Annotated in this window: 16 protein-coding genes; 6 read left to right on the top strand and 10 right to left on the bottom strand. The window is 43.6% G+C overall.

The features are described 5' to 3' along the window. Window positions 1–8 precede the first annotated feature (8 nt). Complete coding sequence (gene ruvB / locus H6F92_RS23800; RefSeq protein ID WP_190359747.1) at window positions 9–1,085, top strand: Holliday junction branch migration DNA helicase RuvB; 1,077 nt, start codon at window positions 9–11, stop codon at window positions 1,083–1,085. A 20-nt stretch (window positions 1,086–1,105) separates the two neighbouring features. Here the strand turns inward: ruvB and H6F92_RS23795 are convergent, their stop codons facing one another. The 4 genes from H6F92_RS23795 to gltX all read right to left on the bottom strand — a co-directional run bounded on the left by H6F92_RS23795 (window position 1,106) and on the right by gltX (window position 6,459). Beyond that, on the bottom strand, window positions 1,106–2,104 hold the full coding sequence (locus tag H6F92_RS23795) for a type II restriction endonuclease (RefSeq protein ID WP_190359746.1): 999 nt from the start codon (window positions 2,102–2,104) through the stop codon (window positions 1,106–1,108). Then, window positions 2,077–3,489, bottom strand: a complete 1,413-nt coding sequence (locus H6F92_RS23790) for a DNA methyltransferase (RefSeq protein ID WP_190359745.1) — start codon at window positions 3,487–3,489, stop codon at window positions 2,077–2,079. Before H6F92_RS23790 ends, H6F92_RS23795 begins: the two co-directional genes overlap by 28 nt. 130 nt (window positions 3,490–3,619) lie before the next feature. After that, window positions 3,620–4,702, bottom strand: a complete 1,083-nt coding sequence (locus tag H6F92_RS23785) for an ATP-dependent 6-phosphofructokinase (protein ID WP_190359744.1) — start codon at window positions 4,700–4,702, stop codon at window positions 3,620–3,622. Between the two features lie 314 nt (window positions 4,703–5,016). Further along, entirely contained in the window at window positions 5,017–6,459 is a 1,443-nt protein-coding gene (gene gltX / locus H6F92_RS23780; RefSeq protein WP_190359743.1) for a glutamate--tRNA ligase, read from the bottom strand. A gap of 296 nt (window positions 6,460–6,755) precedes the next feature. On the opposite strand from gltX, the gene H6F92_RS23775 reads away from it, so the two are divergent. Next, window positions 6,756–7,043 carry a hypothetical protein gene (locus H6F92_RS23775; RefSeq protein ID WP_190359742.1) on the top strand — a complete coding sequence of 96 codons (288 nt, stop codon included), beginning with the start codon at window positions 6,756–6,758 and terminating at the stop codon, window positions 7,041–7,043. Between the two features lie 272 nt (window positions 7,044–7,315). On the opposite strand, the gene ndhN is transcribed toward H6F92_RS23775, so the two are convergent. Then, window positions 7,316–7,792, bottom strand: coding sequence for an NAD(P)H-quinone oxidoreductase subunit N (ndhN, locus tag H6F92_RS23770; RefSeq protein ID WP_002747620.1), 477 nt, complete (start codon window positions 7,790–7,792; stop codon window positions 7,316–7,318). Between the two features lie 316 nt (window positions 7,793–8,108). On the opposite strand from ndhN, the gene H6F92_RS23760 reads away from it, so the two are divergent. Next, window positions 8,109–8,978, top strand: coding sequence for an ABC transporter permease (locus tag H6F92_RS23760; protein WP_190359741.1), 870 nt, complete (start codon window positions 8,109–8,111; stop codon window positions 8,976–8,978). Window positions 8,979–9,027: 49 nt separating this feature from the next. Here the strand turns inward: H6F92_RS23760 and phoU are convergent, their stop codons facing one another. The 3 genes from phoU to H6F92_RS23745 form a co-directional block, all read right to left on the bottom strand. After that, window positions 9,028–9,696 (bottom strand): phosphate signaling complex protein PhoU, encoded by a 669-nt coding sequence (phoU, locus tag H6F92_RS23755; RefSeq protein ID WP_190359740.1) that lies wholly within the window; start codon window positions 9,694–9,696, stop codon window positions 9,028–9,030. A gap of 120 nt (window positions 9,697–9,816) precedes the next feature. Then, window positions 9,817–11,118: a sensor histidine kinase gene (locus tag H6F92_RS23750; protein ID WP_190359739.1), complete on the bottom strand. Its 1,302-nt coding sequence runs from the start codon at window positions 11,116–11,118 to the stop codon at window positions 9,817–9,819. Between the two features lie 47 nt (window positions 11,119–11,165). After that, window positions 11,166–11,918 (bottom strand): response regulator transcription factor, encoded by a 753-nt coding sequence (locus tag H6F92_RS23745; protein WP_002796025.1) that lies wholly within the window; start codon window positions 11,916–11,918, stop codon window positions 11,166–11,168. A gap of 74 nt (window positions 11,919–11,992) precedes the next feature. Between H6F92_RS23745 and H6F92_RS23740 the strand changes: the two genes are divergently transcribed. Beyond that, window positions 11,993–12,748, top strand: coding sequence for a creatininase family protein (locus tag H6F92_RS23740; protein ID WP_190359738.1), 756 nt, complete (start codon window positions 11,993–11,995; stop codon window positions 12,746–12,748). 79 nt (window positions 12,749–12,827) lie between these two features. Next, on the top strand, window positions 12,828–13,592 hold the full coding sequence (locus tag H6F92_RS23735) for a hypothetical protein (protein ID WP_190359737.1): 765 nt from the start codon (window positions 12,828–12,830) through the stop codon (window positions 13,590–13,592). A 525-nt stretch (window positions 13,593–14,117) separates the two neighbouring features. Here the strand turns inward: H6F92_RS23735 and glcD are convergent. Next, window positions 14,118–15,584, bottom strand: coding sequence for a glycolate oxidase subunit GlcD (gene glcD / locus H6F92_RS23730; RefSeq protein ID WP_130756697.1), 1,467 nt, complete (start codon window positions 15,582–15,584; stop codon window positions 14,118–14,120). Window positions 15,585–15,731: 147 nt separating this feature from the next. After that, complete coding sequence (locus tag H6F92_RS23725) at window positions 15,732–16,283, bottom strand: 2'-5' RNA ligase family protein (protein ID WP_190359736.1); 552 nt, start codon at window positions 16,281–16,283, stop codon at window positions 15,732–15,734. Between the two features lie 344 nt (window positions 16,284–16,627). Here H6F92_RS23725 and H6F92_RS23720 point away from each other — a divergent pair, with 344 nt between their 5' ends. Further along, entirely contained in the window at window positions 16,628–16,894 is a 267-nt protein-coding gene (locus H6F92_RS23720; protein ID WP_190359735.1) for a YciI family protein, read from the top strand. Window positions 16,895–17,103: the final 209 nt, after the last annotated feature.

Genomic DNA, 17,103 nt, shown 5'->3' with positions numbered 1-17,103 from the left:
TTGTAACAATGGCCATCAAACGATCGCACAATTCCCCCCCGGCTGCCGAGGAAAATCTGCTCACTCCCAATCCCACTATAGAAGAAACGGAAAAAGCAGAAGCGCAGATTCGTCCGCAATCCCTAGAGGATTATATCGGTCAACAGGACTTAAAGGCTAATCTAAAAGTCACCATCGCCGCGGCCAAAGCTAGACAAGAAGCGATCGATCATTTGCTCTTCTACGGACCGCCGGGATTAGGAAAAACCACCATGGCTTTAATTTTAGCGGCCGAGATGGGAGTAAATTGCCGCATTACCGCCGCCCCCGCTTTAGAGCGTCCCCGGGACATTACCGGCATCCTGATCAATCTTCAACCCCGGGATATTCTTTTTATCGACGAAATTCATCGACTGAATCGGGTAACGGAGGAGCTATTATACCCAGCGATGGAGGATTATCGCCTAGATGTGACGATTGGCAAGGGTCAAGCGGCGAAAATTCGCAGTATTTCTTTACCTCCCTTTACTTTAATCGGTGCTACTACCAAAGTTGGCTCTTTAACTGCGCCTTTACGCGATCGTTTTGGCATGATTCAACGTCTGCGTTTCTATACAGTTGAGGAATTGACGGCAATTATGCTCAGAAGTGCTAATATTTTTAATATTCCCATTACCGAAGCGGGTGCGATCGAAATTGCCCGTCGCAGTCGGGGAACTCCACGCATTGCCAATCGTTTATTAAAACGAGTGCGCGACTATGTGCAGGTGAAGGGAGAAACTATTATCACCCCCCAGTTAGCCGCTGAGGGATTAAATCAATTAAATGTGGATTCTATGGGTTTAGATTGGACTGATCGATTAGTATTAAAGACGATGATCGAACAGTTTCAAGGTAAACCCGTGGGATTGGAAGCAGTAGCGGCAGCCACGGGAGAAGATGCCAAAACGATTGAGGAGGTGTACGAGCCTTATTTATTACAAATAGGTTATCTTAATCGTACTCCCCGGGGTCGCATGGTGACGGCTGCCGCCTACGAACATTTAGGTTTACTGGCGAAATTGCCGAAAAATAGGGATCGGAGTTTACCTTTGTTCGAGTTCTAGTTTTCTAGCTGTTAACTAGGTTAAAGATGGCATAGCCAACGCATAATTGAAACCAGTTGATTATCATTGGTTAAGTTAGCGGCATTGGTGAGTTTTTTCGTCTCTAATTGCTGATAAATTTCCCTAGCCATTTTTGTTTCAATAGCAGCGCCGATAAAAAAAGTATAAGGATGCTTAGAGATTTTTCTAAAAGCATCATCAATTCTCTGCAAAGCAGTACGAGCAGTTTTCCAATGTTCATCTGCTCCCGCGGGATCAATCCCACCTTTCAATTCTCCCAAAGCAATGTATAAATCAGGAGATTGTAAGGTTTGTTTTTTGTTTTTTTGATTAGCTAATTGCGTCGAATCACATTTTAAAAGGCACAAATCAATATTGTTGTTATTAACAATGGGAACATTGACATTATAAATTATTGTTCTTGGTTGGCTGTTATTTAACCAGCTAACACCTCTAACCAAGATTTCTAGATTAGGTGTCATTTCTTCCGCTGCTCTCCATTGATTATTACTAGAATTGAGCCAATCATAAGCAATTCCTGCTACTCTTAAAGTTGCTAATAGAGAACGAGTAAATTTACTTTGAGCTAAGGAGCCACCCGCGTTTCTCATGATTCCTCCTAAAGTGTCACCCCGAATCAATAGAAATCTATAGACTAACTCCTCGACAAAATTAGTCCCCGCAGGTTCCAGAAAATTGACAATTAATTCTTGAATTGCTTCTACCTTGTCTTGGGGATGTAAATAATTTTTAGCTTTATCAGAAATTCCCGATGCAGTTAATAAAGCCGCTTGAATATCTGGGATGTTTAGTAACTCTCTAGGATTGTTTACGGTTTGGGCAATAATTTTTAAGGTTCTTGCTTCTGCAATTAAAGGAGTAGCTCTCTGATTTTTTTCTAAGGCTAGAGCAATAAATCCTGAACGGATAGCTTCATAGGTAGTCTCCAAATCACAACTTTGGTTTAAATGCAAGAGATAGGGTTTTTCCATTAAGGCTTTCTCCACACATAAATACATTTTCTTAAAGATTCTCTACCATGACATCCCATTTGCTGACTACTATTACCTTTTCCCTGAGGAACTACTAAAATATTTTCTACTTTAAATCCAATTTCTTCGGCAATTTTTGACAAAATTAAATCTACAGAAATACTAGCCCCCGCATAGCGCACGTTATCATTAATCATACAGAAAATACCCGAGGATTTCATAACCCGAAAGCATTCATAAATTAGACAAGACATTTCCAGAAAATACCCCCTAATCATCCGAGGAATACCATGGTTATTTAAGGCCTTGCTTGATTTTAATTCCTCTAAATAACCTAGGATACTTTCTAATAATTTTTGACGATCAGTTATGGCAATGGCTGGCGACCAATGTTCATTGATTTTTAGTAACTCTTTGGGTTTATTTTCAACAGTGCAACTAAGCATTTGTTGACGTAATTGTTTTAATTGTAGTTGATCTATTCCCAACAGAGCCAATTCCAAAGCGTAGATACGAGTATAATCATAGCGATTACAATAAGGAGGAGAAGTAATAATAGAATCGTATTTTTCTGACGAAATCTCTGGCAAAATCTCAAGACAAGAACCTTGATATAGTTGAATTTTTCCCCGAGGATAATCTCTAGAAAAAAGTTCCAATTGTTGCTGACTAGGCTCTAAATCTGCGAGAATTTCTCGTAACTTGCTATGTAGGGCAGTTTTAAAGTCTAAAATTTTTCCTTTGTCAAATATATTTTTGCCCTGTTGTTTACCAGAACGATAATCCCAACGGAGGTATTGACCATCTTTTCTAGTATAGCTAATTGATTCGAGAATAGAAAGTAAGGCAAATTTTAAGATCGCTTGCACTCGCTCATTCTCTTGGGCAATCAACCCTAAGTAACTTTCTATACAAGCCTGATTTTCTTGGGGATATGCTCCTTGAGTAATTGGTAATTCTAATAACTTAACTTTGTCATCTACCTGTTGCCAAAGGCTATGGTTAGACCAGTACTCTAGACGATGTATATCATCACTATTTAAGCCATTTTCTAAAATTTGTCTAGTAATAATTAATTCTTGTCCAATCGGCAATAGTTCTATTCCATCTGCTGATAAACCCCTGGCCGCCGCCGCAAATAAAGTTGTTCCGCTGCCAGCAAAAGGGTCTAGTATTTTTCCTTGTTTGATACCATATTTTTCTAGAAGATAAACTATCAGATCAACGGAAAAACCCTCTTTATATTTATACCAGCGATAAACCGGTTGGTTCTTATTACCTTGAAAACTGACTAGGGTACGAGATAATTGCTCAGAATCAATTAATTTGTCTTGAAAATAATTAAATAATTCTCGATCAAGATTGTTGATTTCTAACAATCTTTCTGCTACATTAACTGAACTATTAATCATTTAGGTTTACTGGCGAAATTGCCGAAAAATAATTATCAGAGTTTATCTTTATTTGAGGGGTAATTTTAATCGGTGGGGAAAGGGCGATACTTAAGGGTTAATTCTCGCACCGATTCCCCTAGATTTAATCTCAATCCCCTAGACAAATACCCAAACCCCTGGCGGTTTTGACTAAAGTTTCTTCGGGATCGACGACGCGATAGGTTTTAATCGCCTCCTCAATGGGAACACTGACCACTTGCCGATTTTGCCAGGCCACCATGCGATCGAATTCTCCCCGGGCGATCAGATCCACGGCCGCCACGCCAAAAGCCGCCCCCAGTAAGCGATCCATCGGAGAAGGAATACCCCCCCGTTGAATGTGGCCCAGGAAAGTCACTCTCGTTTCGGCCCCGGTTTCCCTGGCAACTTCTTCGGCTAAATAGCGACCGATACCCCCGAGACGATCTTCCCCTAGGGCTTCCTTTTGCACTAGGCGATTGCCAGTTTCGGTACGCACAGCCTCGGAGACAATAATCAGAGAAAACTGTTTATCCATACGCTGCCGTTGCCGGATCTTCTCGCAGATCTTCTCTAATCGGTAGGGAATTTCAGGAATGAGAATGATATGGGCCCCCCCCGCAATACCGGCAGCCAGGGCGATATGGCCGGCATCTCTACCCATAACTTCTAGAATCATTACCCGGTTATGACTAGCGGCGGTAAAATGGAGGCGATCGAGGGCTTCTGTGGCGATATTAGTAGCTGTATCGAAGCCGATGGAGACTTCTGTAGCTCCCACATCATTATCGATGGTTTTGGGGATACCAATCAGATTAATGCCTCCCTGTTGGGCAATACGGCGCAAAATCGCCAGACTACCATCGCCACCGATGCCGATCAGGGCATCCAGTCCCAGACTATGATAGCCGTCGATGATGTCCTGAGAGCGATCGATCAGGGTTCCATCCGGCATCGGGAAAGCGAAGGGATCCCCCTTATTGGTAGTACCGAGAATTGTTCCTCCCATCACCAACAGGCGATCGACTCCTTCAATATCAAAGATAGTGGTTTTGGGGGGACGGTTAATTAATCCGTTAGTTGCTTCTCGAATACCCACCACTTCCCAGCCATAATTGCCACTGGCATGGTGGACAACGGCACGAATGGCGGCATTTAAACCCGCACAGTCGCCACCACTGGTGAGAATTCCAATTCGTTTTTTTTCACCCATAGGTTTTTGTCAGGAGATCAACAAATCTATATTTAGGGAAAAGTTGCGGATAATGCCTAAAAATTAAGAAAGTTTCTAGATCGTCCCTGACAGCTAGGGGAAAAAATCGAAAAATCCGCCCCCATCCCCTCAGTCCCCCTAGCAGAAAGTTTGACCCACCTCCGGGTTTTTAACTTTAATACTGGTCAATCGATCACGAGCAGGGTATGCAGGGCGACACGGATTCCCATTATACTATAAATTATATAGCAATTCTAGGGCATTTGTCAACCCTAATATACGAGAAATTTTCTGATAACTGATAGCCAATCAATTTAACTATTTACTGCTTGCTGAAGACGGGATATATCCCAACCTTTTTGATTGAGAAGTAGCCAAGACTGCATTAAATCCGGACCATGTAACTCCCCCATCAAAGCGGCGCGTAGAGACTTCATCACTAGACCTTTTTTCACCCGATGGGCTTTAGTTGTTGTCTCAACAATTCCCTTAGCAACTTCTCCAGTCAAATCGGGACTAATAGCGGCGAGAATATCCTTGATAATATCCTTAACTCCCTCTAATTGTAATTGACTTAAAGCCTCCTGATTATAATTAGCCAGAGGGGTTAAAAGTAAACGACTTTCAGCGACAGCATCGCTTAAACGAGTTAAACTCGGACCGATGAGAGTAGCCAAACCGATCAACCAAGCTCGATCGGTTTCAGCAGCAAAATTATACCCCGCTTCTTGCCAGTAGGGGAGAAGTAAAGGCACTAATTCCTCACCGGTTAAACGATGAAGATATTGACTATTAATCCAATCCAATTTAGTCCAGTCAAATTTTGCCCCCGCTTTATTTACCCGTTCTAAACTAAACACTTCAGCGGCCGCTTCAAGGGTAAAAATTTCTTCGGTGGAATCGGGAGGAGTCCAACCGAGGAGAGTCATGTAATTAACCAAAGCTTGCGGCAGAAAACCCAGTTTTCGGAAATCATCGATCGAAGTGACTCCATCCCGTTTAGATAACTTGCGACCCTCCTGATTTAAGATCAAAGGACTGTGGGCAAACTCCGGCACTTTTGCCCCCAAAGCTTCGTATAAAAGAATTTGTTTAGCCGTATTAGCGATGTGATCTTCCCCACGAATAACATGGGTAATTTCCATATCGATATCATCAACAACTACCGCTAAATTATAGAGAGGCTGACCGAAGTTTTCCTCCCCATTTTCCGAGGTACGAGCGATCACCATATCGCCACCTAAATCACTACCTTTCCAGATAACTTTTTCCCGGATTAAATCCTGCCAAATAATTTCTCGATCATCGTCAATAATAAAACGAATTACTGCTTTTCTCCCCCCTTGCTCGAATTGAGCTTGTTGTTCGGGGGTGAGATAACGATGACGATTATCGTAACGGGGGGCAAGATTGCGGGCTTTTTGTTCTTCCCGCATTTTTTCCAATTCTTCCGGGGTACAATAACAACGATAGGCTAAACCTCGATCGAGCAGGGTTTGAATAGCTTGACGATAATAATTAAGGCGTTGAGTTTGAAAAAAAGGACCTTCATCCCAATTCAGTCCTAACCATTGTAGGCCCGCTTGAATATTTTCCGTATATTCTGGTCGAGAACGTTCTAAATCGGTATCTTCCACGCGCAAGATAAATTTCCCCCGGTGATGATGGGCAAAAAGCCAGTTAAACACGGCTGTGCGCGCTGTTCCAATGTGTAAATTTCCCGTGGGACTGGGGGCAATACGAACTCTAACTGTCACGATTTAACTCCTAGGTTTTTTGCGGCAACGATATCCCATATTATGGCAAATTCACCTAGGCCAACTCGCAAAATTAAGACAGTTTTCAGCCAGGTTTGCCAGCAGCAATTATCAGTTCTTTTGTACCGATTAAGCTCGGAGTGTTAGCCCTGAGTAACCGCACTGGGGAATCGAAGAACAATAAAACATCTTGGGGAATGTAAAAATATATAAAAGTATGTGAAGATGTGCGGAATGTCGGTTATAAATTTTGGAGATGTCTATTGGTTTTATCTCTGAGGTTGCGATTAATCACAATGTTTGAAACTCTATTATCTTCGATTTTGCTTACCCAGTCTAATTATATCTATCTGACTCCCACTAATAAGGTGGCAGTGCAGAGAAGAATTGTCGAAAAAAGTTTTGGTTCCGATCCTGAGATTAATCCTAGCGAAATCTCCAGTATTTTGAATCTTCAGCCCCAATGTGGTGCGAATCCTGCTAATTCTCAGATTCAATGCACTTGGAAAGAAGGAAATAGACAGATAAAAGCCTATTGGTTAAAACCTTGGCGCTTTCAGCGCTGGCAATCTACGGGATTCTAGCTATATCTTGAGATAATAAGCTAAGACGCATTTTAAACGCTTATTCTTAGATTAGCCCAACCTTCCCCAATCCCTTTACTGTTGCCTTTTGACTCTTGCCTTTTGCCTCGTCTCAACAAGCAATTTAAATTACGAACAGCTTATCAGTTCTCAAAATGAATAGCTACTAAAAGGTGAGGGAGGAAAAACAAACTCTCAAGAAATGAAGTTTCCCTCTCCAGGGAGAGGGTTTGAGGAGGAGATATTTAAATAACCCTGTTATTTCGGTAATTCTAGGCAGCGATTAAAGATTTGCTCAAAGGTTGCCAACGGAAATATCTTTCCCCACCCAATTCGAGGACAAATTTTAACCGGGGTTCCTGTTGACTAAGATTAATTAAGTATTGTTTTTCTTCCGAGGATAAAACAAAACTTTCAATAATCCAAATCACTAAACCTTTAGATTTGGGAGGTAAATTTTCCAATTGATAGGTAGCAATGGGAGGAATAAAATAAACTGGTCCCACGGCTGCTTCCCGACCAATATTTTTTTTACCTAAATGGGGGGGACGGACTCCATGAATGCCGGTAAGATAGGCACTTAAATCCCCTAGACCTCTAGCGGTGATATGCAGGACATTGTAACCAGTGGCCCGTAAACGTCTTTGATAGCGTCCCTCGTAACCCCCTTCTAAGGGTGCGTAAACGCCTAAAGCGCCGTATTGTTCCAGATCGCGAATAAATGGTTTTCCTGTGGTCAGTAATGCCATAGCTAGTAAAAAAATCTTTTTCCCTATAATCGCACGTTTTGTTAAGTTGTGCGTCAGGTGAACAGAAAAAGACTTAGGATCAGAGTATGAGAAAGAGACAATCCCTGCTCTCTCCCGAGGAGGCAATATGTTTCACGATCTCCTTTATCCCAACGGACTGCTTTACATCCTGATTAAACTAACTATTTTAGCTTTAGCAGTCTTGCTCTGGTTTATGGTCGTTTCGGCCCCAGCTGTTTGAAAAAAACACTGCTCTTGTCTCAGGTTAGCCTTGTCTTCTACAATTAGCGTTCTATGCAATGGCTAAATTTTGTCGATGACTCCTGTTAAATTGCCGATCGATCCTTTTCTGAAACCCAACCTAACCACTAAGCTCCTAGGGGTGGGGTTGGTATTGACAATTATTTTTATCCTGATTGCCCTGTTTTCGCCCCTTCTGCAAGCGATCGGACTGATTCAGGATCCAACCGACATTTTAAGCAATTATCCCCTACAAGCCCCCAGTTCCAGGCATTGGTTCGGGACGAATGTGCGCGGTTATGATGTCTTTTCCCGTACCCTATTCGGGGCCCGGGCGGCCTTGTCTGTGGTATTTTTGGCCACAGGATTATCTTTAGTCATCGGGGTTCCTTTAGGACTAATTAGCGGTTATTTGGGGGGTAAGATCGATCGCGTTCTCCTCTTTCTCATGGATACTCTCTACACCTTGCCGGGGTTATTATTATCGGTGGCTCTGGCCTTCGTTTTGGGTCGTGGTATCCTCAATGTAGCGATCGCTGTTAGCATTGCCTATATTCCCCAATATTTTCGCGTGGTCAGAAATCAAACCGCCAGCGTCAAAAATGAGTTATTTATCGAAGCGGCACGAGCGATCGGTGCCAGTCCTAGCCGGATATTATCAAAATATCTTTTCTTTAACGTCGTCCAGAGTGTCCCAGTTCTTTTTACCCTCAACGCGGCGGATGCGATCCTTGTTTTAGGCGGTTTAGGCTTTTTAGGCTTAGGATTACCGGAAGAAGTGCCGGAATGGGGTCATGATCTCAAGGAAGCTTTGGCGGATTTATCTACAGGCATCTGGTGGACGACTTTATTCCCCGGATTAGCGATGACCACGATGGTGGTGGGTTTATCTCTCTTGGGAGAGGGGTTAAGTGAAATTTTTAACCCCCTGAGTCGTAAACGCTAAAAGCGAGGGTCAGAGTTCGAGAGAAATCATCTGAGGAACTTCCACACCCTCAGCCTCTCTGTCCAGTAACGATGTAGGATACCCTTTGGGCGATATTGGTGGCGTGATCGGCCATACGTTCCAGATGACGGATTAGTAAAGCCATCAGCAAGATTGGTTCCACCACACCCTTAATATCTCTTTGATGGGCGAGAGTGTGATAAAGATAGTCATAGGCTTGATCGACCGTATTATCTAGTTCTTTGACCTTTGGACCGGCTTCCTGATCGAGGTCGGCCAGAGCAACAAGGCTCGTGGCTAACATATACTGGGCATGGTGGGACATAGCCTCGATCTCACCCATACAATCGTGGGGAGTATAGGCGAATAACTTGAGTGCTATTTCGGCTAAATCCTTGGCATAATCGCCGATCCGTTCCAAATCGCGCACTAATTGCATAAAAGCGCTTAAAAGCCGCAAATCTTGGGCTACAGGAGCCTGTAGAGTCATGAGAGTGGCACAATCTAACTCGATTTGACGGTAGTAGCGATCGATTTCCTTGTCAAGGGGGGCGATTTTTTTCGCCATTTCTAAATCCCTAGCAAAAAGGGATTGATGGCTAAGACGAAAGGATTCTTCGACCAAGGTTCCCATTCTCAGCACATCCTGTTCCAATCGCTGGAGAGAACGAGCGAAATAGGTGCGATCGCGATGATTGGTTTCTTTGGATAGGCTCACGGTCGGATTCGCTTAACATAAAACTACTCTTTCTCTACAGTCATAACAAGAAAATTTTCGATTTTGTACAGTTGTCCAGAGAACTTGACAGATTTTTTTTCTCCCCACACCCCACACCCATCACCCCACCTCCTTTTTTTGATGGGGGAGAGTGACTTGTAGGCGAGCGCCGCCGGTGTTAGGATCATTTTGAGCGACGATCGAACCGCCATGGGCTTGAATAATCTCTTTGGCAATCGATAAACCTAAACCGGTACTGTAATCCTTTGTGCTTTGTTTTTGACGGGTGCGGGAAGGATCACCGCGAAAGAGGCGATCAAAAACGTAGGGGAGATCCGCTTCGTTAAATCCTTTACCGTTGTCGATAACGTCAATTTTCAGCCATTTTTCCCCGATAGTATCGGATATTTCCCGAATTTCTAGGCGTATTTTCCCCTGATCGGGACTATACTTAATGGCATTATCAAAGAGATTCAGGAAAACTTGCAACAGACGAGAACGATCAACTTCTACCGTCCAATCCACCGGAGAGGAATAATCTAAGCTAATCTGTTTTTGGGCGGCTATTGGGGTGACAGTCTGCCAAGCAGCGCTGATTAATTCCTCTAGATTAATTATCTGGTATTGTAAAGATCGCCCCGCATCCGCTTGTAATTCACTGATTTCTAGCCAATCGCAGACTAATTGACTCAAACGCTCCACTTCTTTCCCCATTTGTTCTAACCAGCGTCTTTCGGGAGCTTGGAGGCGTTTTTGTAAAGCTTCGGTAAGGAGAGAAATGGAGGTTAAGGGAGTGCGTAACTCGTGAGTTAAGTCAGAGAAAGCTCGCTCGCGATTTTGCGATAATTCCACTAAAGGCTGTCTATTTTCGATAAATACAGCGATTTGACCTTCTGGCAAGGGATAACCGTAACCCTTCAAGGCAATCGATTTAGGAGCAATCACTTGGCGATCGCTAATAGGGGTGACAGGATAATTAGTCGGGTAAAAAGTCCAAGTTTGCACCTGTGGACTCTGTTTTTGACGAGTTTCTTGAATTAATTGATCTAATTCGTAGGAGCGCACTAATTCCAGCAGCAGACGTACCTGATCTGGCTGCCAGCGATCGAGTTTTAAGAGGGTAATTGCCTGTTGATTACACCAGAGTAGTTGATTATCGGCATCTATATGAAGATAGGCGATCGGCGCTCGTTCTAGCAAGGATTTCTGAATTTCTAAGCTCTTTTCTCGCTCTTGCAGACTTTGGGAGAGAAACTGTAATTCTCGACGCACTAGGGAGGTAACGGGAAAAGAAGCCGACAAATCCGCCGAATCCGAGAGAGCGCTCAGGGTTCGCTTTAACTCTCTATTTAAGCGTGAGACTTGCCAGTAACAAATACTCAAACCTAAAACTACTCCCAAAATAAAAGCGAAAATAGTCATTGTCTGCGCGAGCGGCGATCGCTAAACTTGAAAATATAATCGCTCACCTAGCCAAAACGATAACCGAAACCGCGTACAGTAATCAGGTATTCTGGTTGACTGGGATCGATTTCTAGTTTTTCGCGTAACCAGCGAATGTGAACATCGACGGTTTTGGTGTCTCCTAAAAAATCTGGCCCCCAAATTTGTTCAATTAATTGCTCTCTTGACCAAACTCGGCGCGGATAACTCATAAATAGGTCTAGGAGACGGAATTCTTTAGGAGAAAGGTTAATTTCTTCATCTCGCACCGTCACCCGACATTCCTGGGGATAGAGAAGAACATCGCGGAATTTTCGCACGGGAGCGGCAGCTAGGGAAGTAAATCCTTGACGACGAATGAGAGCGCGACAACGAGCGACTAATTCGCGCATACTAAAGGGTTTAGTCAGATAATCATCGGCACCTACTTCTAAACCCAAAACTCGATCGGTTTCGCTGGCCTTAGCACTTAAAATTAAAATCGGGATAATATTGCCGTGATAGCGCAACAGACGACAGATATCAAGACCGTTGATTTGGGGTAACATTAAATCCAAAACGACCAAATCAAAACGAGACTCACCGTGATTAGATTCTTGACTTTGCAGTAATTCTAGGGCAACGCGACCATCACTAACACCGAGAGCCTCGTAACCTTCTTCTTCCAAAGCCAAAATAATCATATCCCGAATCACTTCTTCATCTTCAACGATTAAAATCCGATGATTGGGAACGAAATCCGCACTCGCCGACAAGGGGGGGTTGTCAAGGGTTAACATAAAAATACTTGATTATTCGTCCTAATTTTATCTCAATTTGTCAACCTGCACTCGTTTTGGAAGGCTAGAGCCGAATGTTATTACAGTTATCTACATGGTTAGAGGTGGAATCCTATCTAGAACAATCTCAGGGAATTATTATTCCCATTGGTTCCACGGAACAACACGGGCCGACGGGACTGATTGGTACAGATGCTCTATGTGCGGAGGCGATCGCTAAAGGAGTGGGGAAACAGGTACGAGCAATGGTAGCACCGACCTTAAATGTCGGTATGGCCCTACATCACACGGCTTTTCCAGGTACAATTAGTCTTCGTCCTAGCACTTTGATTCAAGTCATCCTCGACTATGTGACTTGTTTAGCTAGAGCCGGTTTTCGTCAATTTTTCTTTATCAATGGTCACGGGGGCAATATTGCCACCCTAAAAGCCGCTTTTGCGGAAACCTATTATCATTTGGATGCCCTCAATTTGCCTAACACAAACGAGGTTAAATGTCAAGTGGCCAATTGGTTTATGGTGCGAGAAGTTTATCTTTTAGCCAAAGAATTGTATGGAGATCAAGAGGGTTCCCACGCTACACCGAGCGAAGTGGCCTTAACTCAGTATCTTTACCCTGAGAGCCGTAAAAAAGCCTTTTTATCGGATAAAGTGGCTTCTGGTCATGGTATTTACGGTGCGGCTAATTTTCGCCAAAATTACCCCGATGGTCGTATGGGTTCCAATCCTGCTTTAGCGACTCCCGAACACGGTCAGAGGTTCTATGAATTAGCGGTGAAAGAATTGAGTAATACTTATCTGGAATGGCTCTCTTGTTCTTTGTCCGAGTGATAGTGACTAAGCCACCGAGACCCGGAATAATTTAACTGTAACCCTAGAGACAAAACTTAAATATACAAGGAGAAAATTGATGACTGCCACCAATGACAATAACTCCAATCAAGCTCTGGCTAGTTTGCGGGAAATACAAGAATTTGCCATCGCAATTACCGCCAAAAGCCTCAATCCCGCCATGCTAACGGTTGATTTCCTCAAATATTCGGGAATAGTTCCCCCCGACTGGGAATTGAACGGCCAGCCAGTACTCAATCCTAATTACGCTCAGGTTAATTTTCAAAATGGTATCAGCATCGTCGCCCAACCCCGGAAAATTACCTTTGTGGAGATAATTAAATCCCCCGATAGCCTGAACCTAAAACTGCCGGAAATTGTCTGTTTATATCTAGATAAACTCCCTTTAGCCGAATATCAAGCCCTGAGTATCGCCCCGAAAAGTATTGTTCCTCTCCCTAGTAGCCCCGATGCCGCTAAAAAATATATCACCGAAACTCTTCTGGCCCCCGGTCCCTGGCACAATTTCGGTACAGCACCCCTACAAGCCGGCATCAATCTACTTTATCAGCTAGAAACCTCTCAGTTATCCGTGGCGATTAACGAGGCAAAATTGCAATTACCCGATGGTAAAACCTTAGCGGCGCTATTATTTGCCGGCAACTTTAACTATAATCTGGCCGAGGGCAGCGATCGATTAAATCTGCTTAAACAATATCTGGGACAATGGCAAAAAGATCTAGAGATTTTCCGAGAATTAATCACTCAGCGTTTTCTGGAAAGACAACTCCCAGTTTTCCCCTCTAATATCAATCTGCCCCTAGGACCGGAAGATGGACTGTAATCAGTAGTCAGTCATCAGTCATCAGTCATCAGTCAGAAAAATCTTTAGACCTCTTGCATAATTAGGGCTTGCTGAATAATGGTAAAACCCTTTTAAAATAAAGCTTTTGACCTGTTAAAGTCCGATGTTAGTGCAAGAAAATAGGATTGGGACTTTCAAAAACCTTGCATTATCCTTCTTGTAGTACATCGCTTGGTACAAAAACCAAGGGCAACAAAGCCTGAAACGACCGGCTACTGACTCCGTTCGGACTTCGGCGTGAGCTTTTGTCGAACGCTGAGATCACGGCCGAAGCCTGACGACCGACTCCTACCCCCAGGAAAAACTTTTTCAGCAGACCCTAATTAATTTTTCATGGTTCAAAAACAGCAAAAATAAGGATTAAATGGCATAAAATTTGTAAATAGACCATTTAATTGATTATTATTCATTCTTAATTCTCCTGACTACTGACTACTGGCTACTGACTCCTAACCCTAACAACGATTTTTGATTTTTGCAGTATATCTATTGCTTACCGATAACCTAAAACACATCCACCCCCGCAAACCCTTGTATTTTGGCATTAGCGGCCTCCCCACAGCTGCGCGGGGTGGGGAATAATTTCCCCGGGTTAGCCAAACCTTTGGGATTAAAGCAATCCCGCACATAGCCCATAGTTTCTAAGTCAATCTCGTTGAACATGGCGGGCATATAACAATTTTTATCGATGCCGATACCGTGTTCCCCCGATAAACTGCCCCCAACCCGCACACAAAGCTTGAGAATTTCACCGCCTAATTCCTCCACTTCTGCCCAGGCCCCTTCTACCCTGTTATCGTAGAGAATCAACGGGTGTAAATTGCCATCCCCAGCGTGGAAAACATTGGCGATTTTATAACCGTATTTTTCACTTAAAGCCTTAATTTCCTGAAGAACAGACACCAATTGAGTGCGGGGAATCACCCCATCTTGCACAAAATAATTAGGGCTAATTTTCCCCGCCGCCGCAAAAGCCGCTTTTCTGCCCTTCCAGAGTTTCAAGCGGGTTTCGGCATCATTAGCGGTGGTGATATTTCTCGCCCCATTTTGACGGCAAATCTCGGCAACCCGATGTTTATTACTGGCTACTTCTACCCCTAAACCATCCAATTCCACTAATAAAACTGACTCGGCATCCCGGGGATAACAGCCGGTAGCTACCACGTCTTCCACGGCGTTAATACTGAGATTATCCATAATCTCCATCCCCGCCGGAATCATTCCCGATTTAATAATATCCGCCACCGCTTGGCCCGCCGCCTCGATACTGGTAAAATCGGCCAGTAAAACACAGATAGATTCCGGAGTTTTCAGGATTCTTAAGGTGATTTCCGTGGCAATGCCTAAAGTTCCCTCGGAACCCACAAATAAACCGGTTAAATCGTAGCCCGGTTGTTCCGGTACTGCTCCCCCCACATCGATAATTGAACCATCGGGAAGGACGATTTTTAAGCCCATAACGTGATTGGTAGTGACACCGTATTTTAAACAGTGAACCCCGCCGGAATTTTCCGCCACATTACCACCGATCGAGCAGATAATTTGACTAGAGGGATCCGGTGCGTAATAAAATCCCGCCCCGCTTACCGCTTGTGTCACCCAATTATTAATCACCCCGGGCTGCACCACCACCCTTTGATTATCTAAATCAACCCTGAGAATCTGATTCATCCGCGCCGTGACGATGAGAATCCCCTCTTCTAAGGGTAACGCCCCTCCCGATAAGCCCGTTCCTGCACCCCTCGCTACCCAGGCAATCTCGTTATCGTGACAGAGTTTCACCACCGCCGCAATTTCTGCGGTGCTGCGGGGCAGTACCACAAGAGCGGGTCTTTGTCTGTATCCTGTGATACCATCGCACTCGTAGGTTAATAATTCATCTTTGCGACGGATAACTCCATCTTTGCCAAGGATCGCTTCTAGCTGTTTGATCAGATTGGGGGAGATTTTCGGGGGATTTTTGAGTAACATAGGTTTCAGGGCGGCGGAGTCGCCATAAAATCGCTCTATAGGTTAAAATTTCGCAAAAAAGCCAGAAATGAAGCTTTAAAAACTGCTCTCTCCTATTTTACCACTATAACTCCCTCCTCTGTAGATAGAAACCTGCAAGGGTCCGGATTATAGAGAAAATTCCCGATAAATTTCCCAGTGCTTACCGTTATGAATTAGGAGGGTAATTTGATCGATTATCACCTCAAAAAATAGCTCTTGATTAGCATATTTTGACCAAGCTTTCCAGAAATTATCTTTAGTTAAATCTCGGAAGCCAACGGTTAAATGGGGCGAAAAAGCTCGGCTTTTTGAGACGTTATCGATGATATTCAAGGAAGATTCTAGCTGCTGCAAAAGCCGTTTTTGTAGGGTTAATAATTCTGGGGTTTTCTGGACATTAATATAAATGACTCGCGGTTTAAAGGCGGCAAAATTCTGGAGAATCAGGGGAATAGGAGAGTGCGAGCGGGCAAATTCCTCTAAACATCTTTCTAAATCTGGTAATTGTCCTAAATTCCACCGAAAAGGGGGTTGGAGAGTGACGTGGGGAGGCGATTTCAGGGCAGCGCGACTATTGTAAATTTCTGCAAACTCTAACTTGATTTTTGTGGCAATTTCCTGTACTTCTGGCGGCGGCAAAAGCGCGATAAAAAATAGAGATCCCTGGGGTTGATTCATGGAAACAAGCAAAGCTACAGAAATGAGGCTGTCACCTCGATTCTAGCAGTCTTCCACAACTCTAAGCTAATTGTATAAGCTAAGACGTATTTAAACCGCTTATTCTTAGATTAGCCGAATCTCCCTCGTCCCCCTGCTAGTAGGGTTGATTCAAGGTAGGGTTGATTCATGAATCAACCCTACTAGGGTTGGGGGGGTTGCGTGAGTGCCTCTTGCCCCTTGCCTCGTCTCAACAAGCAATTTAAATTAGGAAGAGCTTAGTTCTGTTGCATGGCACCCTCGACGGCCAAGATTAATCGGTATAATTATAGGGTTGTTAATCCGTCCTAGCCTACTGAGAATTTATGCCCTGGTTTGTCAAGATAGAAAAAGGCATTGTTGATAAAACTACCTTCGATCACTATGTCAGCGCCCATAAGGACTATGTGCGTGATTTAATTAGTCAAGGACGAGCAGCAAAAAGTGGTTATTGGGCAGAAAAGGGCGGCGGAATGTTATTATTTAAGGCCGATTCTCTTGAGGAGGCCCAAGCAATTATAGTTCGCGATCCTTTAATCGAGAATGGTTGTGTGGAATATGAACTCCATGAATGGCGAATTGTCGTCGAATAATCTAGCTTTTCAGTCAACAGTGAACAGTAATCAGTAATCAGTGAAAAGACGGCAATGTTAAGCTGTTGATTATCTAAATAGGGCTGGCTGAATAATGGTAAAACCCTTTTAAAATAAGGCTTTTGACCTGTTAAAATCCGATGTTCATGCTGCGAAAATAGGATTGGGACCTTCAAAAACTTGGCATTATCCTTTTTGTAGTACAAATG

Origin of the sequence: Microcystis wesenbergii FACHB-1317 (assembly GCF_014696875.1) — a bacterium.
Taxonomy (GTDB): Bacteria; Cyanobacteriota; Cyanobacteriia; order Cyanobacteriales; family Microcystaceae; genus Microcystis; species Microcystis wesenbergii_A.
Note: the sequence above shows the minus strand (reverse complement) of the source record. Positions and strands in the feature narration are given on the sequence as shown.